The 18,208-nt window shown below is 72.6% G+C and carries 18 protein-coding genes; 16 read left to right on the top strand and 2 right to left on the bottom strand.

What is annotated here, in order from left to right; translation table 11 throughout:
• The first annotated feature begins 40 nt into the window (after positions 1-40).
• Positions 41-1,708 carry a hypothetical protein gene (locus tag OG948_RS16595; protein WP_406297307.1) on the top strand — a complete coding sequence of 556 codons (1,668 nt, stop codon included), beginning with the start codon at positions 41-43 and terminating at the stop codon, positions 1,706-1,708.
• Positions 1,709-1,742: 34 nt separating this feature from the next.
• On the opposite strand, the gene OG948_RS16590 is transcribed toward OG948_RS16595, so the two are convergent.
• On the bottom strand, positions 1,743-2,486 hold the full coding sequence (locus tag OG948_RS16590) for a hypothetical protein (protein WP_406297306.1): 744 nt from the start codon (positions 2,484-2,486) through the stop codon (positions 1,743-1,745).
• Between the two features lie 106 nt (positions 2,487-2,592).
• Between OG948_RS16590 and OG948_RS16585 the strand changes: the two genes are divergently transcribed.
• The 15 genes from OG948_RS16585 (at position 2,593) to OG948_RS16515 (ending at position 16,785) form a co-directional block, all read left to right on the top strand.
• Entirely contained in the window at positions 2,593-3,519 is a 927-nt protein-coding gene (locus tag OG948_RS16585) for a Ppx/GppA family phosphatase (protein WP_406300275.1), read from the top strand.
• Positions 3,520-3,688: 169 nt separating this feature from the next.
• A complete protein-coding gene (locus OG948_RS16580; protein WP_406300274.1) occupies positions 3,689-4,504 on the top strand; it encodes a sugar phosphate isomerase/epimerase family protein in 816 nt (271 codons plus the stop codon).
• Positions 4,497-5,123 (top strand): TetR family transcriptional regulator, encoded by a 627-nt coding sequence (locus OG948_RS16575; RefSeq protein ID WP_395866877.1) that lies wholly within the window; start codon positions 4,497-4,499, stop codon positions 5,121-5,123. The genes OG948_RS16580 and OG948_RS16575 overlap by 8 nt, the downstream gene beginning before the upstream one ends.
• A gap of 140 nt (positions 5,124-5,263) precedes the next feature.
• Positions 5,264-7,117: a dihydroxy-acid dehydratase gene (gene ilvD, locus OG948_RS16570; RefSeq protein ID WP_406297305.1), complete on the top strand. Its 1,854-nt coding sequence runs from the start codon at positions 5,264-5,266 to the stop codon at positions 7,115-7,117.
• Positions 7,118-7,264: 147 nt separating this feature from the next.
• A complete protein-coding gene (locus OG948_RS16565; protein WP_406297304.1) occupies positions 7,265-8,050 on the top strand; it encodes an ABC transporter ATP-binding protein in 786 nt (261 codons plus the stop codon).
• Positions 8,047-8,784 (top strand): ABC transporter permease, encoded by a 738-nt coding sequence (locus tag OG948_RS16560; protein ID WP_406297303.1) that lies wholly within the window; start codon positions 8,047-8,049, stop codon positions 8,782-8,784. Before OG948_RS16565 ends, OG948_RS16560 begins: the two co-directional genes overlap by 4 nt.
• Before the next feature lie 82 nt (positions 8,785-8,866).
• Positions 8,867-9,676, top strand: coding sequence for a pyrroline-5-carboxylate reductase (proC, locus tag OG948_RS16555; protein ID WP_406297302.1), 810 nt, complete (start codon positions 8,867-8,869; stop codon positions 9,674-9,676).
• Complete coding sequence (locus OG948_RS16550) at positions 9,673-10,356, top strand: HAD family hydrolase (protein WP_406297301.1); 684 nt, start codon at positions 9,673-9,675, stop codon at positions 10,354-10,356. Before proC ends, OG948_RS16550 begins: the two co-directional genes overlap by 4 nt.
• Positions 10,357-10,421: 65 nt before the next feature.
• On the top strand, positions 10,422-11,630 hold the full coding sequence (locus tag OG948_RS16545; protein WP_406297300.1) for an MFS transporter: 1,209 nt from the start codon (positions 10,422-10,424) through the stop codon (positions 11,628-11,630).
• 32 nt (positions 11,631-11,662) lie between these two features.
• On the top strand, positions 11,663-12,865 hold the full coding sequence (locus OG948_RS16540) for an acetoin utilization protein AcuC (protein ID WP_406297299.1): 1,203 nt from the start codon (positions 11,663-11,665) through the stop codon (positions 12,863-12,865).
• A 92-nt stretch (positions 12,866-12,957) separates the two neighbouring features.
• Entirely contained in the window at positions 12,958-13,776 is an 819-nt protein-coding gene (locus OG948_RS16535) for a phosphatase (protein ID WP_406297298.1), read from the top strand.
• Between the two features lie 146 nt (positions 13,777-13,922).
• Positions 13,923-14,126, top strand: coding sequence for a helix-turn-helix domain-containing protein (locus OG948_RS16530; RefSeq protein ID WP_020549639.1), 204 nt, complete (start codon positions 13,923-13,925; stop codon positions 14,124-14,126).
• A gap of 119 nt (positions 14,127-14,245) precedes the next feature.
• Complete coding sequence (locus tag OG948_RS16525; protein ID WP_012854759.1) at positions 14,246-14,344, top strand: 30S ribosomal protein bS22; 99 nt, start codon at positions 14,246-14,248, stop codon at positions 14,342-14,344.
• Between the two features lie 277 nt (positions 14,345-14,621).
• Complete coding sequence (locus OG948_RS16520) at positions 14,622-15,656, top strand: NAD-dependent epimerase/dehydratase family protein (protein ID WP_406297297.1); 1,035 nt, start codon at positions 14,622-14,624, stop codon at positions 15,654-15,656.
• Positions 15,649-16,785, top strand: a complete 1,137-nt coding sequence (locus tag OG948_RS16515; RefSeq protein WP_406297296.1) for a lysophospholipid acyltransferase family protein — start codon at positions 15,649-15,651, stop codon at positions 16,783-16,785. The genes OG948_RS16520 and OG948_RS16515 overlap by 8 nt, the downstream gene beginning before the upstream one ends.
• 154 nt (positions 16,786-16,939) lie before the next feature.
• Here the strand turns inward: OG948_RS16515 and OG948_RS16510 are convergent, their stop codons facing one another.
• Positions 16,940-18,172 carry a DUF5667 domain-containing protein gene (locus tag OG948_RS16510; RefSeq protein ID WP_406297295.1) on the bottom strand — a complete coding sequence of 411 codons (1,233 nt, stop codon included), beginning with the start codon at positions 18,170-18,172 and terminating at the stop codon, positions 16,940-16,942.
• Positions 18,173-18,208: the final 36 nt, after the last annotated feature.

Here is an 18,208-nt window from a genome sequence, read left to right as displayed (position 1 = left end):
CACCTGAGTCGGCGGCTCTCGGACATCTACGTTCACGAGCGTGACGGATTCGGTAACCGGCCCGGCGGCTGCCCCCGGAGGGGCTCCTTGCTCCGCGCCTCCCGCCGCGGTGCTCTCGTGGGGACGCGCCGCCTACGACGCCTACGCCGAAGGGCTCTACACCTACTGCCTCTCGGTGCTGCGCGATCATCGGGCGGCGGCGGAGTCGCTGCGCAGCACCTTCGTGCTGGCCGACCGTCACATCGGCCGGCTCCCCGACCTGGACCTGCTCAAACCGTGGCTGTACGCGCTCGCCCGCTACGAGTGCCTGGTCCGTCTGGACGCACACGCGCGGGTGGGCAGCGGCCCCGCGCGGCCCGAGGACGTGCGGGTGGTGTGGGCGCACGAGCGCTGCCTGCCGCCGGCCTCGGACGCCGACGAAAGCGTCGACCTGTTCCCGGGCACCGAGGCCGGTCGCGCGCCCGCGCGGCACAGCGACCTGGACGAACTGGACGAACTCGCCTGGCCCGAGGCCGTGGGCCTGACCCCGGAGCGGCGCGAGGCGCTGGAGTTGTCGGTGCGGCACGGGCTCGACCCACGCGGGCTGGCCGCCGTGCTCGGCTGCGACGAGCAACACGCCCGCAGCCTGCTCCTGGGGGCCGGCCGCGAGGTGGACCGCACTCGGGCGGCGATCGCGGGCGCCGAGGCCTCGCACGGGTGCGCCGAGGGCCGGGAACCGGCCGGCGCGCGGCTCACCTCCGCGCTGCGCGAGCGGCTGATCGCGCACGTCGAGACGTGTCGGCGGTGCGGACCGCACGTGCGCCGCGCCGCGACCTGCCTGGCGCCGACCACCGGCGCGGCGGCGGCCCCGGTCGGGCTCGCGCTGATCGCCCCGCCGGCGGCGCTGCGGATCGAGGTGTTGGGCGAGGTGGGCAAGGGGCGCTCCGCCCAGCGCCCGCCGGAGCTCGCCCGTCGGGTCGCCGAGTTCGACCGGGCCGGCTTCCCGGTCTTTCGCGCCCGCGTGGTCGAGCGCGGCAATCGCCGCCGGGCCACGGTGATCGCGGCGGTCGTGGTGGCCGCGGTCGTCGCCGCGCCGGCGCTGGCCCTGTGGCAGGCGTCCGGTGGGTCGGCCGGGGAGTCGGGCGCCAAGGCCGTCACGATCGCGTCGGCGCGGGTGGACGGCCCGAACGGCCCCGTCGCGCTGACACCCCCGATCGGGCCCGCGCGCTCGCCGGCGGCGACGACGGTGAGTCCGGCGGCGGCCGACACACCCCACGGGCACGGCTTCGCGCCGATCTCCTCGGCCGGGTCGCCCGCCGCGGGTCCGGCCGAGGTCGCGCCCGGAGCGGTCCCGCCGCCGCCCGCGCCGGCCGGCGTGCCGAGTGCCACGCCGCCCCTGGTCACGGTCACCCACACCGGTGATCGCACGGTCGTCACGCTGCGCAACGCCGGCCCGGTGCCGGTCGACTGGCAGGTCAGGACGGCGGCGCCCTGGCTGCGGCCGAGCCACACGCACGGCACGCTCGCCCCCGGACAGCGGGACACCGTCACCGTCTCGGTCGACGCGGAGCGGGCCCCTCGGGGGTCGTGGGTGGCCAGGGTGGAGGTGGATCCGGGCGGCGCGGTGGTCACCATCGAGGGCAGCACGGGCGAGACGACCTCCCCGAGCGTCCCGCCGAGCACGACGCCCGCGAGCACCACGAGCGCCGGCCCCGAGCCGACCGGCTGAACGGCCCCGGCCCCGCGACCGGATCCGGCACCGCTCAGGTGACCGGATCCGCCGGGTGCGGCGCGATCGGCCGCCCGCCCGCCAGCCGGGTCTCGCAGGCCGCGACCAGCACCGCGTACGCCGCCTCGCCCATCAGCTCGCGCAGTTCCGGTCCGTACGACAGATAGACCGGCTCGCCCGCGCCGTGCGCCTCGGTGCTCCCGGTGCACCACCAGTGCAGGTCGTGCCCGCCCGGTCCCCACCCCCGCCGGTCGTATTCGCCGATGGTCACCATCAGCACGCGGGTCTCGTCCGGCCGGTCGATCCAGTCGTAGGTGCGCCGGACCGGCAGTTGCCAGCACACGTCCGGCTTGGTCTCCAGCGGGTGCACGCCCTCGCGCAGCGCGAGCGCGTGCAGCGAACAGCCGGTGCCGCCGGCGAACCCGGGACGGTTCAGGAACACACACGCCCCGTCCACCAGGCGGGTGCGCTTGTCGCCGTCCTCGAACTCGCTGACGCCCTGCTCCAGGGCCAGGTCGTGGAACTGCCAGGTCTGCGGGGTCAGCCGTTCGGCCCAGGCCAGCACGCGCTTCTCGTCGTCCTCGTCCGACCAGTGCGCGCCCAGCGAGCAGCACCCGTCCGGTGCGCGGCCGGCCACGACGCCGTGACAACCGGCGCCGAAGATGCACTGCCAACGCGACGTCAACCAGGTCAGGTCGCAACGAAAGAGTTGATCGGCGTCCTCGGGGTCGGGGAATTCGAACCAAGCGCGCGGAAAATCCAGGTCTACCTCAGGCACGGGACAAGCCTAGGGCTCGGCGCGGGGTGGTTCGTCGGGCAAAGGTGTGGCAACCGAGGGAACGCCCCCGCTCGCGCGCCGGGGGCGACGGATTACCTTCGTGACCATGCGACTCGGTGTTCTCGACGTGGGCTCCAATACGGTCCACCTGCTCGTGGTCGACGCCCATCAGGGTGCTCGGCCTCTTCCCGCGTACTCGCACAAGCGCGAACTGCGCCTGGCGGAGCTCCTGGAACCGGACGGGAGCATCGCCCCGCACGGGGTGGATCTGCTGGTGCGGACGATGGCGGCGGCCCTGGAGGTCGCCGAGGACAAGGGCGTCGAGGACCTGTTGCCGTTCGCCACGTCCGCGGTGCGCGAGGCGGCCAACTCCGAGGCGGTGCTCGATCGGGTGCGCCGCGAGACCGGCGTGGACCTCCAGGTGCTCACCGGCGCCGACGAGGCGCGACTGACCTTCCTGGCGGTGCGCCGCTGGTTCGGCTGGTCCTCCGGCCGGCTGCTGGTGCTCGACATCGGCGGCGGTTCGCTGGAGATCGCGGCGGGCGTGGACGAGGAGCCGGACGCGGCGGCCTCGCTGCCGCTGGGCGCGGGCCGGCTGACCCGGGCCTGGCTGCACACCGATCCGCCCTCGCCGGACGAGATGCGGGTGCTGCGCAAGCACGTACGCGCGGAGATCGCGCGCACGGTCGCCGAGTTCAGCCGGCTCGGCCGGCCCGACCACGTGGTGGCCACGTCCAAGACGTTCAAGCAACTGGCCCGGATCGCCGGCGCGCCGTCCTCGGGCGAGGGGCCCTACGTCAAGCGCTCGCTCAGCCGGGCCGGACTGGCCGACTGGCTGCCCCGGCTCGCGGCGATGACCTCGGCCGAGCGGGCCGCCCTGCCGGGCGTGTCCGTGGGCCGGGCGCCCCAACTGGTCGCGGGCGCGATAGTGGCCGACGCGGCGTTGGACCTGTTCAACGTGAGCGCGCTGGAAGTGTGTCCGTGGGCCCTGCGCGAGGGCATCATCCTGCGCCGACTGGACTGGATGGACTGACCCGCCCGCTCACCCGGATGCCGTGGCCGGCCCCCGGTTCGGACGCACCGATGCGCGCGATACCACCGTGTCGGCGGTCGATGGTTCTACTCTGGGCGACGTGGCCGACCACGACATACTCCACGGTACGGGGGCCGACACGTCCGAGGCGCGAGTGCCGGACGCGGTTCTGCGCGTCCCCGACGCGAAGATCGCCCTGTCCACCGCCTCCGTCTATCCCGAGTCCACCGCCGACGGGTTCGAGATCGCGGCCCGGCTCGGCTACGACGGGATCGAGGTGATGGTCTCCACGGATCCGGTGAGCCAGGACGTCGAGGCGCTGCGGCGACTGTCCGACCATCACGGCATGCCGATCCTGTCCGTGCACGCGCCCTGCCTGCTGATCACCCAGCGGGTGTGGGGCACGGATCCGTGGACCAAGCTGGTGCGCGCGCGGGACGCGGCCGAGCGGCTCGGCGCCGGGACCGTCGTGGTGCATCCGCCGTTTCGTTGGCAGCGCAGCTATGCCCGCGACTTCGTGCGCGGCATCGAGCGCATGGCCGGCGAGACCGATGTGCTGTTCGCGGTGGAGAACATGTTCCCGCTGCGCTACCGGGACAAGGAGGTCGCCGCGTACGCGCCGGACTGGGACCCCTCCGACGAGGAGTACCGCCACTTCACCCTCGACCTGTCGCACACCGCGACCTCGCGCTCGGACGCGATGGACATGCTCGCCCGGATGGGCGACCGGCTCGGGCACGTGCACCTGGCCGACGGCAGCGGCTCGCTCAAGGACGAGCACCTGGTGCCCGGACGCGGCACCCAACCGTGCGCGGAACTGCTCGAACACCTGGCGCGCACCTCGTTCGCCGGGACGATCGTGCTCGAGGTGAACACCCGCCGCTGCTCCTCGCGCGCCGAGCGTGAGGCGGATCTGGCCGAGGCGCTCGCGTACACGCGCCTGCACCTGGCCGCGGAGGCCGAGCCGGAGCGGCGTTATGGCTGAGGCGCGAACGGCCGCCGAGTCGGCGGGCACCCGGCGCGGCCCCGGTCGGCCGCCGGGTCGGCGCGGCAACGCCTCGGCGACGCGCGAGGGCATCCTGGACGCGGCTCGCGCCGAGTTCGCCGCGCGCGGCTACGCCGGTGCCTCGGTGCGCGCGATCGCCCGCGGCGCGGGCGTGGACCCGGCGCTCGTGCACCACTACTTCGGCTCCAAGGATCGGGTGTTCATCGCGGCCATGGACCTGCCGTTGGAGCCCGAGGCGCTGGCCGCCCGGGTGTTCGCGGCGGGCCCCGAGCACGCGGGTGAACGACTGGCCGAGGCGTTCGTGACGCTGTGGGAGCACCCGGACACCGGCACCCGGCTGCTGGCCATCCTGCGCACGGCGGTGTCCGACGGCGGCAACCCGGCCTTTCGCGAGTTCGTCGGCGCGGAGCTGATCGCGCGCCTGGCCGAGGGGGTCGGCGGGGCGGACGCGGCGCTGCGGGTGAACCTGTGCGTGAGCCAACTCCTGGGGACCGCGCTCACTCGCTACGTACTGCGACTGGAGCCGATCGCCTCGACGCCGGCGGCGGAGGTGGCCGCCCGGCTCGCGCCGATCCTCCAGCGGCACCTGACCGGCTGAGCGCCGGCGGGCCCGGTCGGGCCGGGGCGGGTTCGCTCGTGGGGGTCGCATAGTGGACGTCCGCGCCGTCGTCGGCGCTCGCGGACGTAAGCTCGAAAGCACCCCGGATCCACCGGTGAATTGCTGAGAGGGTGTGTGCAGTGCCGCAACTCAGGTCTCGGACGGTCACCCACGGTCGCGAAATGGCGGGCGCTCGGGCGCTCCTGATGGCCGCAGGCGTCAAGCGTGAGGACTTCGGCAAGCCGATCATCGCGGTTGCCAACAGCTTCACCGAGTTCGTACCGGGGCACACCCACCTCCAGCCGGTCGGCCGGATCGTGTCCGAGGCGATCTCCGCCGCCGGTGGCATCCCGCGCGAGTTCAACACGATCGCGGTCGACGACGGCATCGCGATGGGTCACTCCGGGATGCTCTACTCGCTGCCCTCGCGCGAGCTGATCGCCGACGCGGTGGAGTACATGGTCAACGCGCATCAGGCGGACGCCATGGTGTGCGTCTCGAACTGCGACAAGATCACCCCCGGCATGCTGATGGCCGCGCTGCGGCTGAACATCCCGGCCGTGTTCGTCTCCGGCGGCCCGATGGAGGCCGGCACCGCGGTGATGGTCGACGGTCGGGTGCGCCCGCACCTGGACCTGATCACCGCGATCTCCGACTCCGCGTCCGACCAGGTCTCCGACGAGGACCTGGAGCGGATCGAGGACGCCGCGTGTCCCACGTGTGGTTCGTGCGCGGGCATGTTCACCGCCAACTCGATGAACTTCCTGGTCGAGGCGATGGGCCTGGCACTGCCGGGCAACGGCTCGGTGCTGGCCACGCACACCGCGCGCAGGGCGCTGTACGAGGACGCGGGTCGCACCGCCGTGGAGATCACCAAGCGCTACTACGAGCAGGACGACGAGAGCGTGCTGCCGCGCAACGTGGCGACCCGGCAGGCGTTCGAGAACGCGATGGCGATGGACATCGCCATGGGCGGTTCGACCAACACCATCCTGCACCTGCTCGCGGCCGCGCAGGAGGCCGAGATGGACTTCACCATGGCCGACATCGACGCGCTCTCGCGGCGCGTGCCGTGTCTGGCCAAGGTGGCGCCGAACAACGCGCCGTACCACGTGGAGGACGTGCACCGGGCGGGCGGCGTGCCCGCGCTGCTGGGTGAGCTGTACCGCGCCGGGCTGCTGCACGAGGACGTGCGCTCGGTGCACACCGACTCGCTCGCCGAGTGGCTCAAGACCTGGGACGTGCGCGGCGGTTCGCCCTCCGCCGAGGCGGTCGAGCTGTTCCACGCGGCGCCCGGGTGTGTGCGCTCGGCCACCGCGTTCAGCCAGTCCGAGCGCTGGGACTCGCTCGACCTGGACGTGGCCTCGGGCTGCATCCGCGACGTCGAGCACGCGTACAGCAAGGACGGCGGCCTGGGCATCCTGTACGGCAACCTCGCCGAGGCGGGTTGTGTGGTCAAGACCGCGGGCGTGGACGAGTCGATCTGGACCTTCTCCGGACCGGCCGTGGTGGTCGAGTCGCAGGAGGCGGCGGTCGACGCGATCCTGACCAAGCGGGTCAAGGAGGGCGACGTCGTGGTGGTCCGCTACGAGGGCCCCAAGGGCGGTCCCGGCATGCAGGAGATGCTCTACCCGACGTCCTTCCTCAAGGGCCGCGGGCTCGGCGCGAAGTGTGCGCTGATCACCGACGGGCGCTTCTCCGGCGGCACCTCGGGCCTGTCCATCGGGCACGTCTCGCCGGAGGCCGCGGCCGGCGGCACGATCGCGCTGGTCCGGGACGGCGACATCATCACGATCGACATCCCGAACCGCCGGATCGAGCTCGAGGTCTCCTTCGAGGAACTGGCCGAGCGCCGCGAGCGGCTGCTGCACGACCTGGGCAAGTACCGCCCGGTCGACCGCGACCGGGTGGTCAGCACGGCGCTGAAGGCGTACGCGGCGATGGCCACCAGCGCGGACCGGGGCGCGGTGCGCGACGTGTCGATGTTCGACTGATCCACGGCGGTTTCCGAAAGGGCGTCCCGGCTTCGGCCGGGGCGCCCTTTCGTCGTGTGCGGGGCCTGCCGGGCCGGGCCTCGACACGGCGGGCCCGGCGGGTCGGAGGGCCTTGACGAAGCGGGCCGGCGAGCGCATATTCAACACATGATGAATTATGCCGAGGACGCGATCCGGGCCGAGGGGCTGCGGGTCGTGCGTGGTGGGCGTGTGGTGCTCGACCACGTGTCGTTCGTCGTGCCGCGCGGGAGCGTCACCGGGCTGCTCGGGCCGAGCGGCTGCGGCAAGAGCACGCTGATGCGTGCGATCGTCGGCGTGCAGGCACAGGTGAGCGGGCGACTGGAGGTGCTGGGCCGGCCCGCCGGACACAAGCGGCTGCGCAGCGCGATCGGCTACGTGACCCAGGCGCCGTCGGTCTACGCGGACCTGACCGTGCGGGAGAACCTGCGCTACTTCGGCGCGATCCTGGGCGCCTCGGCGGGCGAGGTGGACCGGGTGCTTAGCGAGGTGGACCTGACCGATCGCCAGGACGCCGAGGTGGCCCGGCTGTCCGGTGGACAGCGGGCCCGGGTGTCGCTGGCCGCCGCGCTGCTCGGCGAGCCGGATCTGCTGGTCCTGGACGAGCCCACGGTCGGCCTCGACCCGGTGCTGCGCAGGGACCTGTGGGGCCTGTTCCATCGGCTCGCCGCCGACGGCGTCACGCTGCTGGTCTCCAGCCACGTGATGGACGAGGCCGAGCGCTGCGAGCGGCTGTTGCTGCTGCGCGACGGCGCGCTGCTCGCCGACGACACCCCCGCCGCGCTGCTCGAGCGGACCGGGGCCCGGGACGCGGAGTCCGCCTTCCTCGCACTGGTCGACTCCGCGGGCGGCCCGGCCGCTTCGACCTCGGCCGCCACCTCCGTCGCCGCCTCGACCTCCGGGAGCGCGTCATGACCGGCACCGCCACCACCGCCACCGCGCGCCGCGTGCTCGGTCAGTTGCGGCACGACCCGCGCACCATCGCGCTGATGTTGCTGGTGCCGTGCGTGCTGCTCACGCTGCTGTACTGGCTCTACGACGCCCAACCGCAGCGGTTCGACCGGATCGGCGGACCCCTGCTCGGCATCTTCCCGTTCGTGGTGATGTTCCTGGTCACCTCGGTGGCCACGCTGCGCGAGCGGTCCACCGGCACGCTGGAGCGGCTGCTCACCATGCCGATCGGCAAACTCGAACTGATCGGCGGCTACGCGCTCGCGTTCGGTCTGGTCGCGGTGGTCCAGGCGGTCGTGGCCACCGGGCTCGCGATCGGCCTGCTCGGCCTGGACGTGGCCGGACCGACCTGGCTGATCCTGTGCGTCGCGGTGCTGAACGCGCTGCTCGGGCTCGCCCTCGGGCTGCTGGTGAGCGCCTTCGCCCACACCGAGTTCCAGGCCGTGCAGTTCCTGCCCGCGGTGATCCTGCCGCAGTTCCTGCTGTGCGGGCTGTTCGTGCCGCGCGCGCAGATGCAGCCGGTGCTCGAAGCGGTCTCCGCCGTGCTCCCGCTGTCCTACGCGGTGGACGCGATGTCCCGGCTGACCACCGACAGCGAGGTCTCCGGCCTGCTGCTTCGCGATGTCGCGGTGATCGCCGGCTGCGTCCTGGCGGCCCTCGCGCTCGGTGCGCTGACCCTGCGTCGACGCACCCCATAGGACACGTGTACGTACCGTACGGTGGCCACCGGAGGCATCCGTGCCTCCGGTTGGACCAACGAACGCGAGAAAGTGTGGGGCCATGGCTCAGCGGGTTGCCGTCGTCGGCACCGGGAAGATCGGTGAAGCGCTGTTGTCCGGGATGATCCGGGCGGGCAAGAGCCCGGACGACCTTCTGGTCACCGCCCGCCGGGCCGAGCGCGCCGAGGACCTGCGCCGCCGCTACGGCGTGGAGGCGGTCACCAACGCCGAGGCGGCCAAGGCCGCCGACATCCTGATCCTGACGGTCAAGCCGCAGGACATGGCCGCGCTGATGGACGAGTTGGCCCCGCATGTACCCGCCGACCGGTTGATCGTCAGCGGCGCGGCGGGCATCACCACCAAGTTCCTGGAGGCGCGCCTGGCCGCCGGCACCCCCGTGGTGCGGGTCATGTCGAACACGCCCGTACTGGTGGACGAGGGGATGAGCGCCATCTCCGGCGGCGCGCACGCCACCGAGGAGCACCTGGCCCGGGTCGAGGAGATCTTCGGGTCGGTCGGCAAGACCATCCGGGTTCCGGAGAAGCAGCAGGACGCGGTCACCGCGCTGTCCGGCTCGGGTCCGGCCTACTTCTACTTCCTGGTCGAGGCGATGACCGACGCCGGCATCCTGCTCGGCCTGCCGCGCGCCGCCGCGCACGACCTGATCGTGCAGGCCGCGATCGGCGCGTCGGTGATGCTGCGCGACTCGGGCGAGCACCCCACGCTGCTGCGCGAGGCGGTGACCTCGCCGGCCGGCACCACGATCGCCGCGATCCGCGAGCTGGAGAACCACGGCGTGCGCGCCGCGCTGCTGGCCGCGCTGGAAGCCGCGAGCAACCGGTCGCAGGAGATCGCCGAGGGCCTCGAGTGAAGCCCGAACTGGTGGTCTTCGACAACGACGGCGTGCTGGTGGACAGCGAGCCGATCGCCAACCGGGCGCTCGCCGGGCTGCTCACCGAACTGGGCGTGCCCACCAGCTACGAGGACTCGCTGCGCGACTACCTCGGCGGCACCATGGCGCGGGTGCACACGATCGTCCGCGAGCGGGACGGTGTCACCCTGCCCGCCGATTTCGACCACGTCTACCACGAGCGGGTGTTCGCCGGGTTCCGGGCCGAACTCGAGGCCGTGGTCGGGGTCGCCGACGTGCTCGCCGCGCTCGACCGCGCGGGCGTCGCGTACTGCCTCGCCTCCTCCGGCACGCACGAGCGGATCCGGCTCGCGCTGACCCGGACCGGGCTGATCCGGCACTTTCCCGAGTCGGTCCTGTTCAGCAGCCAGGACGTCGCGCAGGGCAAGCCGGCGCCCGACCTGTTCCTGCACGCCGCCGCCACGATGGGCGTCGACCCGGCGCGGTGCGTGGTGATCGAGGACAGTCCGCTGGGGGTCCAGGCCGCGCGGGCGGCCGGGATGACCGTCTACGGCTATGCCGCGATGACCCCGCCGGAGCGGCTCGCGGACGCCGACTCGCTGTTCAAGGACATGGCGGACCTGCCGGAGCTGCTGGGCATCCGAGGGGCTTCGGGCGGTTTGTCCGCCCGGGGAATCTGACGATTCATCAAAAGATCTTCCCGGCCCCTGTCCGTGGAAGTGACCCGTCGGTAGCGTGCACGCCCATGCAGGTGACCGAACCGGCGGCCGGGCCGTCCAATGAAGAAGCGCTGCGCCGCGCGCGGTTCAGCCTGCTCGCGTGCTTCCTGATCCAAGGCGCCTCCTTCGCGCTCCTGGTGACCCGGATCCCGGCGATCCAGCGCCGCTACGACATGGGCGACGGCACACTGACCGCGGTCCTGTCGGTGGTGCCGATCGTCGCCGGCGTGGGCAGCGTGCTCGCCGGCGCGCTGGCCAAGCGCTACGGCAGCCACACCGTGCTCCGGGTGTCCCAGCCGATCGTCTGCGCGATCCTGATCGGGGTCGGCGCGGGCGATCGGTTGTGGCAACTGGCGATCGTGCTCTTCGTGTTCGGGCTCTCCCTGGGCGCGGTGGACGCGACGATGAACATGCAGGGCGTGGCGATCCAGGGCCGCGCCGGGCGCAGCATCATGCTCGGCTTCCACGCCTCCTACAGCCTCGGCGGCCTGGCCGGCGCCGGGGTCGCCGGGCTGTGCGCGTGGGGCGACGTCGCGCTGGCGTGGATGTACGCGGGCGCCGCCGTGCTCACCGTGCCGGCTCTGCTCGTGGTCGGCCCCGGCTACCTGCGCGCGGACACCGCGGCGCCGGCCGCCGAGCCCGTCGACCCGGAGCGGCCCGCGTACAAGCTGCCCTGGCGCCCGTTGATCCCGCTGTGCCTGGTGATGACGTTCGCCTACATCGGCGACTCGACGGTGGCCAACTGGAGCGCGGTCTACCTGGAGAAGGTGCTGGACAGCTCCGAGGCGTTCGCGGTGGTCCCCTACATCGCGTACATGATCACCACGCTGATCGGCCGCGGCGTCGGCGACCTCGGCGTGCGCCGCTGGGGCATGGTCAACGTGGTCCGCGGCGGCGCCGTGGTCGCGGCGGCCGGTTTCGCGGTGGTCCTCGCCGCCCCGCACGCCGCGGTGGGCCTGCTCGGCTTCGTGATCCTGGGCGTGGGCCTGTGCGTACTGGTCCCGCAGACGTTCGCCGCGGGCGGCCGGCAGTCGCCGCGGGACGCGGACGAGGCGGTGGCCCGGCTCAACATCTTCAACTACGTCGGTTTCCTGATCGGCACCCCGCTCGTGGGCGGGATCGCCGACCTCGCCTCGTTCCGCGTCGCGATGCTCGTACCGCTGTTCCTGGTGCTCGCCGTGGTGCCGTTGGCCCGTGCCTTCGCCCCGCACGGTGAACCCGCTCACGACCGATGATCGCGAGCCGGGCCGGGCGGTAGCGTGACCGCATGAGTCGAGCGGTGCGGGTGATGTGGGACGACCGGATGACCGGTTACGACTTCGGCTCGTGGCACCCGATGAAGCCGGTACGGCTGCGCCTGACCATCGACCTGATCCGCGCGTTCGGCCTGCACAACCTGCCGGAACTGCGGGTGTGCACGCCCGGGACCGCCACCGACGAGCAACTGGCCACCGTGCACACCGCCGCCTATGTGGCCGCCGTGCGGGCCGCCTCCGAGAACCCCGGGCGGGCCGATCAGAGCTATGGGATCGGCACCGTGGACACCCCCGCGTTCGCCGACATGCACGACGTGTCCGCGCTGATCGCGGGCGCCTCGATCGCCGCGGCCGACGCGGTGTGGCTGGGCCCGGAACACCCGGACGGCGCCGACCACGCGATCAACTTCGCGGGCGGCCTGCACCACGCGATGCCCGCCTCGGCGGGCGGCTTCTGCATCTACAACGACCCCGCGCTGGCCATCGCCCGTCTGCTCGAACTCGGCGCCGAGCGGGTCGCCTACGTGGACATCGACGTGCACCACGGGGACGGCGTGCAGCAGGCGTTCTGGAACGACCCGCGCGTGCTCACCATCAGCCTGCACGAGAGCCCGCGCTTCTTGTTCCCGGGCACCGGCTTCCCGGACGAGGTCGGCGGGCCGGACGCCGAGGGCTTCGCGGCCAACGTCGCGCTCCCGCCCGGCATCGCCGACGCCGCGTGGCTGCGCGCGTTCCACGCGGTGGTGCCGCCGCTGCTCGCGGCGTTTCGCCCGGACGCGCTGGTGACCCAGCACGGCGCGGACACCCACGTGGAGGACCCGCTGGCCCACTTCGCGCTGAGCGTGGACGCGCAGCGCACGGCGCACGCCGCGCTGCACGCGCTCGCGCACGAACACGCCGGCGGGCGCTGGATAGCCACCGGCGGCGGAGGCTACGCGGCGGTGGACGTGGTCCCACGCACCTGGACGCACCTGGTGGCCGAGGCGGCCGGCCACCCCATCGAACCGACCCGGGACGTACCGCTCGACTGGCGCGAGGAGGTCCGCATGCTCACCCGCGAGCCGGGGCCGCAGCGGATGACCGACGGCGGGACCGGCGATTTTCGGCCGTTCTCCACGGGGTACGACCCGGCGGACCGGACCGACCAATCAATTCTGGCCACCCGCCGAGCGGTCTTCCCGGCCCACGGCCTCGACCCGATGTTCGACCTGTGACCCGTGGTCGCGATGCCTCCCGTGACCTCGACCCGTGACCTCGACCCGTGACCTCGACCCGTGACCTCGACCCGTGACTCAAGGAGCTGTGCGTGACCGTTGCGGTTCCCACCCCCTCGGAGCTTCGCTCCCACCTCGTGCGCGGCCGGATCGCCGGTGACGTGGCGACGTCGAGAGAGAACAACCTCCGGCACTACCGACTGATGAGCGAGCGGCACCCGGGCCATCTGTTCGGCCTCGAACCGGACGGTCGGTGGAACGCGGACGACGTGCTGGCGCTGATGGCGCGCCGTTGCGGAGTGGTCGCCGACCCGGCCCACCGCAGCGGCCAGGACACCATCGACCCGGACCTGACCATCGCCGCCCTGGACGCCTACGCCGATCGGGTCGCCCTCGCCGCGAAGCGCCGCGAGCGGGTCATCGTCGCGACGGGTCACCCGGACGGCCTACAGGAGTGGTACCGCACGCTGGCGCGCGTGCTGCGCGACGCCGGGTGTACGCTCCTGCGCCCCGCCGCGGGCTGGACCTATCGCACGCCGACCGCCGAGGGCGGGCAGAGCCGCACCGTGCGCTACCGGGGCGACGTGGCGATGGTGGTCGACGACACGGGAGATTTCCGGCACACCCACTCCGCGCGCGGCGTTCGGGCGATGCTGGCCGAACTGGCGGCCCGCAACGAGCCGCTCCCGGATCTGCTGATCGGCGACCACGGGTGGGCCGGCGGCGCGGGTCAGGCGGGGGTTCCGGCGATCGGATTCGCGGATTGCAACGACCCCGCGCTGTTCGTGGCGGCCGAGGAGGGCCGGGTCGAGGTGGTCGTTCCGCTGGACGACAACGTCGCGCCACACCTGTACAAACCGCTCATGGCCTACGTACTCGATCGGTCCGGACTGTCCGGAATCAATCCATAAAACAGCCTGATGGGCGATTCAGGTGGGATAACTACTCCTCTTCCCCACTGGTACCACACGCCACTACTCTGGAGGGACGCACGTGCGTGTGGCAGTCGCCGGAGGGGAAGCCGGCGCCCGACGCGTGCTGAATGGTTCGGTGCGTCATGGCTTCTGGAGAGAGGCCTCTCAACGAGGTCAACTTCTTGACTGTGGCCGAGGTGGCCGCGGTGATGCGGGTGTCCAAGATGACGGTGTATCGCCTGGTCCACAGTGGCGAGATGCCGGCCATCAGGGTTGGTCGGTCCTTCCGAGTTCCGGAGCAGGCCGTCCACGACTACCTGCGAGACTCCTACGTGGAAACAGCGTAGGGGGGCATTACGGACCGCCTCGTTTAGAGGTGGGCCGGGGCGGCGAGTAGGCTGGCCCCCAGTTGTGCGGGCTGATCCGGCTCCGCGCGGTAGGAACGTCACGTGAGCGAGGGTTGTCGGTGGGCTCTGTCATCAAGAAGCGTCGCAAGCGCATGGCGAAGAAGAAGCACCGCAAGCTTCTCAAGAAGACGCGTGTGCAGCGTCGCAACAAGAAGTAGGCATCCCACCGGCGTATGCCGCTGAAGCCTTGGGCGACCGCCCGTCGTGTTCCCTTCCGGGGGGCGCGACGGGCGGTCGTCGTGCGTTTCGGGGCGTTGCCGGTGCGTTTCCCGATCCGCCTATGTGCACCACCGGTGTGAACGCCTCGTAAACGCGCGTCCGGTGGGTAGTCGGTACGGATACGTTGGGAACCTGTCGTCTCGCGTATGCGTTCCGTCACCATTCGAGCGCATGGCGATCATCTGGCGAGCAAACATGGGCGGGGGGAGGCACAGCGTGGGACGTGTCGTGATGGTCACCGGGGTCGCCGGCGACCCGGGGGCCGATTTCGTGCGGATGATCCGCGACGAGCCGGGAGTCGACCGGGTGATCGGGGTCGACCTGGTCGAGCCCGGGTCCACTCCGGACGGCGTGGACTTCGTGCTCGCCGACATCCGCAACCCGATGATCGCCAAGGTGGTCGCCTCGGCGGCGGTGGACACCGTGGTGCACCTGAGTCCCAGTGAACTGCCGTCGACCCAGGGCGGTGCGGTCTCGATCAAGGAGACCAACGTCATCGGCACCATGCAGTTGCTCGCCGCCTGCCAGAAGGCGCCCTCCATCCGCCGCCTGGTGGTGCGCTCGACCACCGCGGTCTACGGCGGTTCGCCGCGCGACCCCGCGCTGTTCGCGGAGGACACCGAACCGCGCGTGCAGCCCTCCGCCGGATGGGCCAAGGACGCCGTGGAGATCGAGGGCTACGTGCGCGGCTTCGCCCGGCGCCGGCCGGATGTCGCGGTCACGGTGCTGCGGTTCGCTCCGCAGCTCGGGCCGCGGACCGATTCGCCGATGGGCTCCTACTTCGCGCTCCCGGTGTTGCCGACGGTGCTCGGCTACGACCCGCGCCTGCAGTTCGTGCACGAGGACGACCTGCTGGAGGCGCTTCGGATCGCCGTACTGGCCGATCGGCCGGGCACCTACAACATCGCCGCCGAGGGGGTGCTGTTCCTGTCCCAGGCCGCGCGCCGGCTCGGTCGACCGGTGCTGCCCTTCCCGGCCGCCGCGGTCGGCCTGGTCAATCAGGGTTTGCGCCGCGCGGGTTCGGTGCACCTGTCCGCCGAGCAGGTGCGACTGCTCACCCATGGGCGGGTGGTCGACCCCACGCGCGCCCGGGAGAAACTGGGCTTCGTCGCGGCCAGGAGCACGGCCGAGACGTTCGCCGACTATGCCTGGGGTCGACATTCGGCCGGCCTGCTCGACCCGAGGCGCCTGGCACAGGTGCCCGATCGACTCGCCACGTTGCTGCTCACCAGGAGGAGCCCCGATGGGTGACGCCCGGATCATTCCCTTCGACGGCGCCGCCTCCGGAGCGCGGACGCCCGCGCCCCGGTCGGCGCGGCGGCCCGCCCGATCCGCGCGGGCGGTCCGGGTGCCCGAGCCGGTCGAGGGCGAGGTGCCGGTGCGGTCGATCGAGGGGCGGACGGTTCGCGAACGCGAGGACGCGCCGGGCACCGGGCCCAGGCGCGCGCCCGGGACCGGGCGCTCGCTGCTCGGCTCGCTCGCGGGCGCGGTGGGCGGGGTCGTGGGCGGTGCCGCCGCCGGACTTCTGGACGGTGTGGCCGGGCCGGGCTGGGAGGACAAGGCCGCGGACGGGCTGGCCTTCCTGCGACGGCGGATCACCGGCGACTACGAGGTGGACGAGTTCGGCTTCGACCCCGAGCTCAACGACAAGCTGATGGCCGCGCTGCGGGTGGTGTACGAGCAGTACTTCCGGATCGAGGTCAGCGGCCTGGAGAACATCCCGGCCAAGGGCGGCGCGCTGATCGTCGCGAACCACTCGGGCACGCTGCCCGTGGACGCGCTGATGACGCAGGTGGCGGTGCACGACCACCACCCCGACCAACGCAACCTGCGACTGCTCGCCGCCGACCTGGTCTTCCAGTTGCCGCTGGTGGGCTCGGTGGCGCGCAAGAGCGGACACACCCTCGCGTGCCACGCGGACGCCGAACGGCTGCTCGCCAAGGGCGAGTTGGTCGGGGTGTGGCCGGAGGGCTACAAGGGCCTGGGCAAGCCGTTCAGCGAGCGGTACAAGCTCCAGCGCTTCGGGCGCGGCGGGTTCGTCTCGGCCGCGCTGCGCACCCAGGTGCCGATCGTGCCCTGCTCGATCGTGGGCGCCGAGGAGATCTTCCCGATGGTCGGCAACGTGCGCACGCTGGCCCGGTTGCTGAACCTGCCCTACTTCCCGATCACGCCGACCTTCCCGCTGCTCGGCCCGCTCGGCCTGGTGCCGCTGCCCACCCGGTGGCGGATCGAGTTCGGCGCGCCGATCCACACGGACGCGTACGCGGAGGAGGCGGCGGACGACCCGATGGTCGTGTTCAACCTGACCGACGAGGTGCGCGAGACCATCCAGCACACCATCTATCGGTTGTTGATGCAGCGGCGGTCGGTCTTCTTCTAGGGCTCCGCGGGTTCCGGGGCTTCGCGGGCGCGCTCCGGCTTCGGTCTTCCTCCGGGGCGCGCCGCAGACTTCGGCGCACGACGCGAGCGGCTCGTGGACACTCGTCCACGAGCCGCTCGCGTCTTCACCGGTCGACCGGGGTCGGCCCGGTCGGTCAGCCCTGCGGTTCGTCCTCCGCGGGGCCGAGCAGGTTGAGCCCGATGCCCGGCAGGCCGGGCAGCAGCGGCGGCAGGATCTGACCCTTGGGCGTCTTCGCCGGGGTCGGCGTCGTGTCCGCGCCACCGGACTGGGCGCTGGGACTCTGCGCGGGCGGGCCGCCGAGCAGCGGGATGTTCAGCCCCGGGAGCAGGCCGCCGTTCTGCGGCTGCTGCTGTGGAGCGGAACCGCCCGGTGCCGCCGAGCCGTTCGGCTGCGGTGCGCCGTTCGCCGCGGTGCCGCCCGAGCCGGGCGCCTGCGGGGCGAGCGGGTGTGACCCGGTGCCCGGGGCGCCGCCCGGGTTCGCGCCCGGAGCGGCCGGCGAGCCGCCGGAGCGCCCACCCTCCGCGGGTGCGGACGAGGTCTTGCCCGCGCTGCCCGCGATCGGGGCGACCTGCTCGTTGATCGCGGTGAGCAGGGTACGGACCCGGTCCCGCTCGGAGGAGAGCTCCGGTGGGAGGCGGTCGCCGATCCGGTCCATGCGCTCGTGGCCGGACCGGGCGAAGTCGGCCAGATTGCGCATCGGGCCTTCGCTGCCGCTCTTGCGGAAGTGGTCGGTGAGCAGCGCGCGGCCCTTGTCGGCCTCCTCGCGCCAGTCGTCGAGCACCTGCCGCAGGTGCCGCACCGTCGCCTTGTCGGCGGGGGTCCGGCCGGTCCGCTTGAGCAGTTGTTCGGCCTCGCCCATCCGGGTCTCGGCCTGCTGGAGATAGCGCTCGCCACGTTCGTGGTCGTTGTCCGCGAGCGAGATCTTGAAGTCTTCGACCGTGCGCTTGACGCCGTACGTCATGTCGCCGGGCAGCGCGTCGGAGCTGGCGTACGCCACCCCGCCGAGGCCGCCGCCGGTGACCACGACGAACGTGCCCGCGATGGCCGCGCGTCGGCGCCAGCGCACGGTGCGCGGCGGGGCCGCGAGCTCCTTGCGCCGGTGCGCGCCGCGGGGCGCGGGCACGGTGGCACTGCCCTCGGTCGCGGGCAGCGCCGCGGCCTCGTCCAGCAGCCGTTGCCGGAGCGCGGTTCGAAAGTCCGTGCTCGGCACGGGTGCCGACTCGGACCGATCGCGCAGCAGCTCGGCGGTCCGCAGCAGCGGGGCCAGCCCGGGCGGGGGCTCTGCCGATCGGTTGTTGCGGTCGTTCTCGTCGAGGGCTCGCGCGAAGGCGTTCGCGGGTCGCCGATCCAGGGCCGCAATGCTCACAGGCCGCACCTCCTCTCCCCGGATGTCCGTCCAGGG

Origin of the sequence: Embleya sp. NBC_00888 (assembly GCF_045207655.1) — a bacterium.
Lineage (GTDB): Bacteria > Actinomycetota > Actinomycetes > Streptomycetales > Streptomycetaceae > Embleya.
The sequence above is the reverse complement of the archived record's forward strand: the minus strand, read 5'-3'. Positions and strand labels throughout refer to the sequence as shown.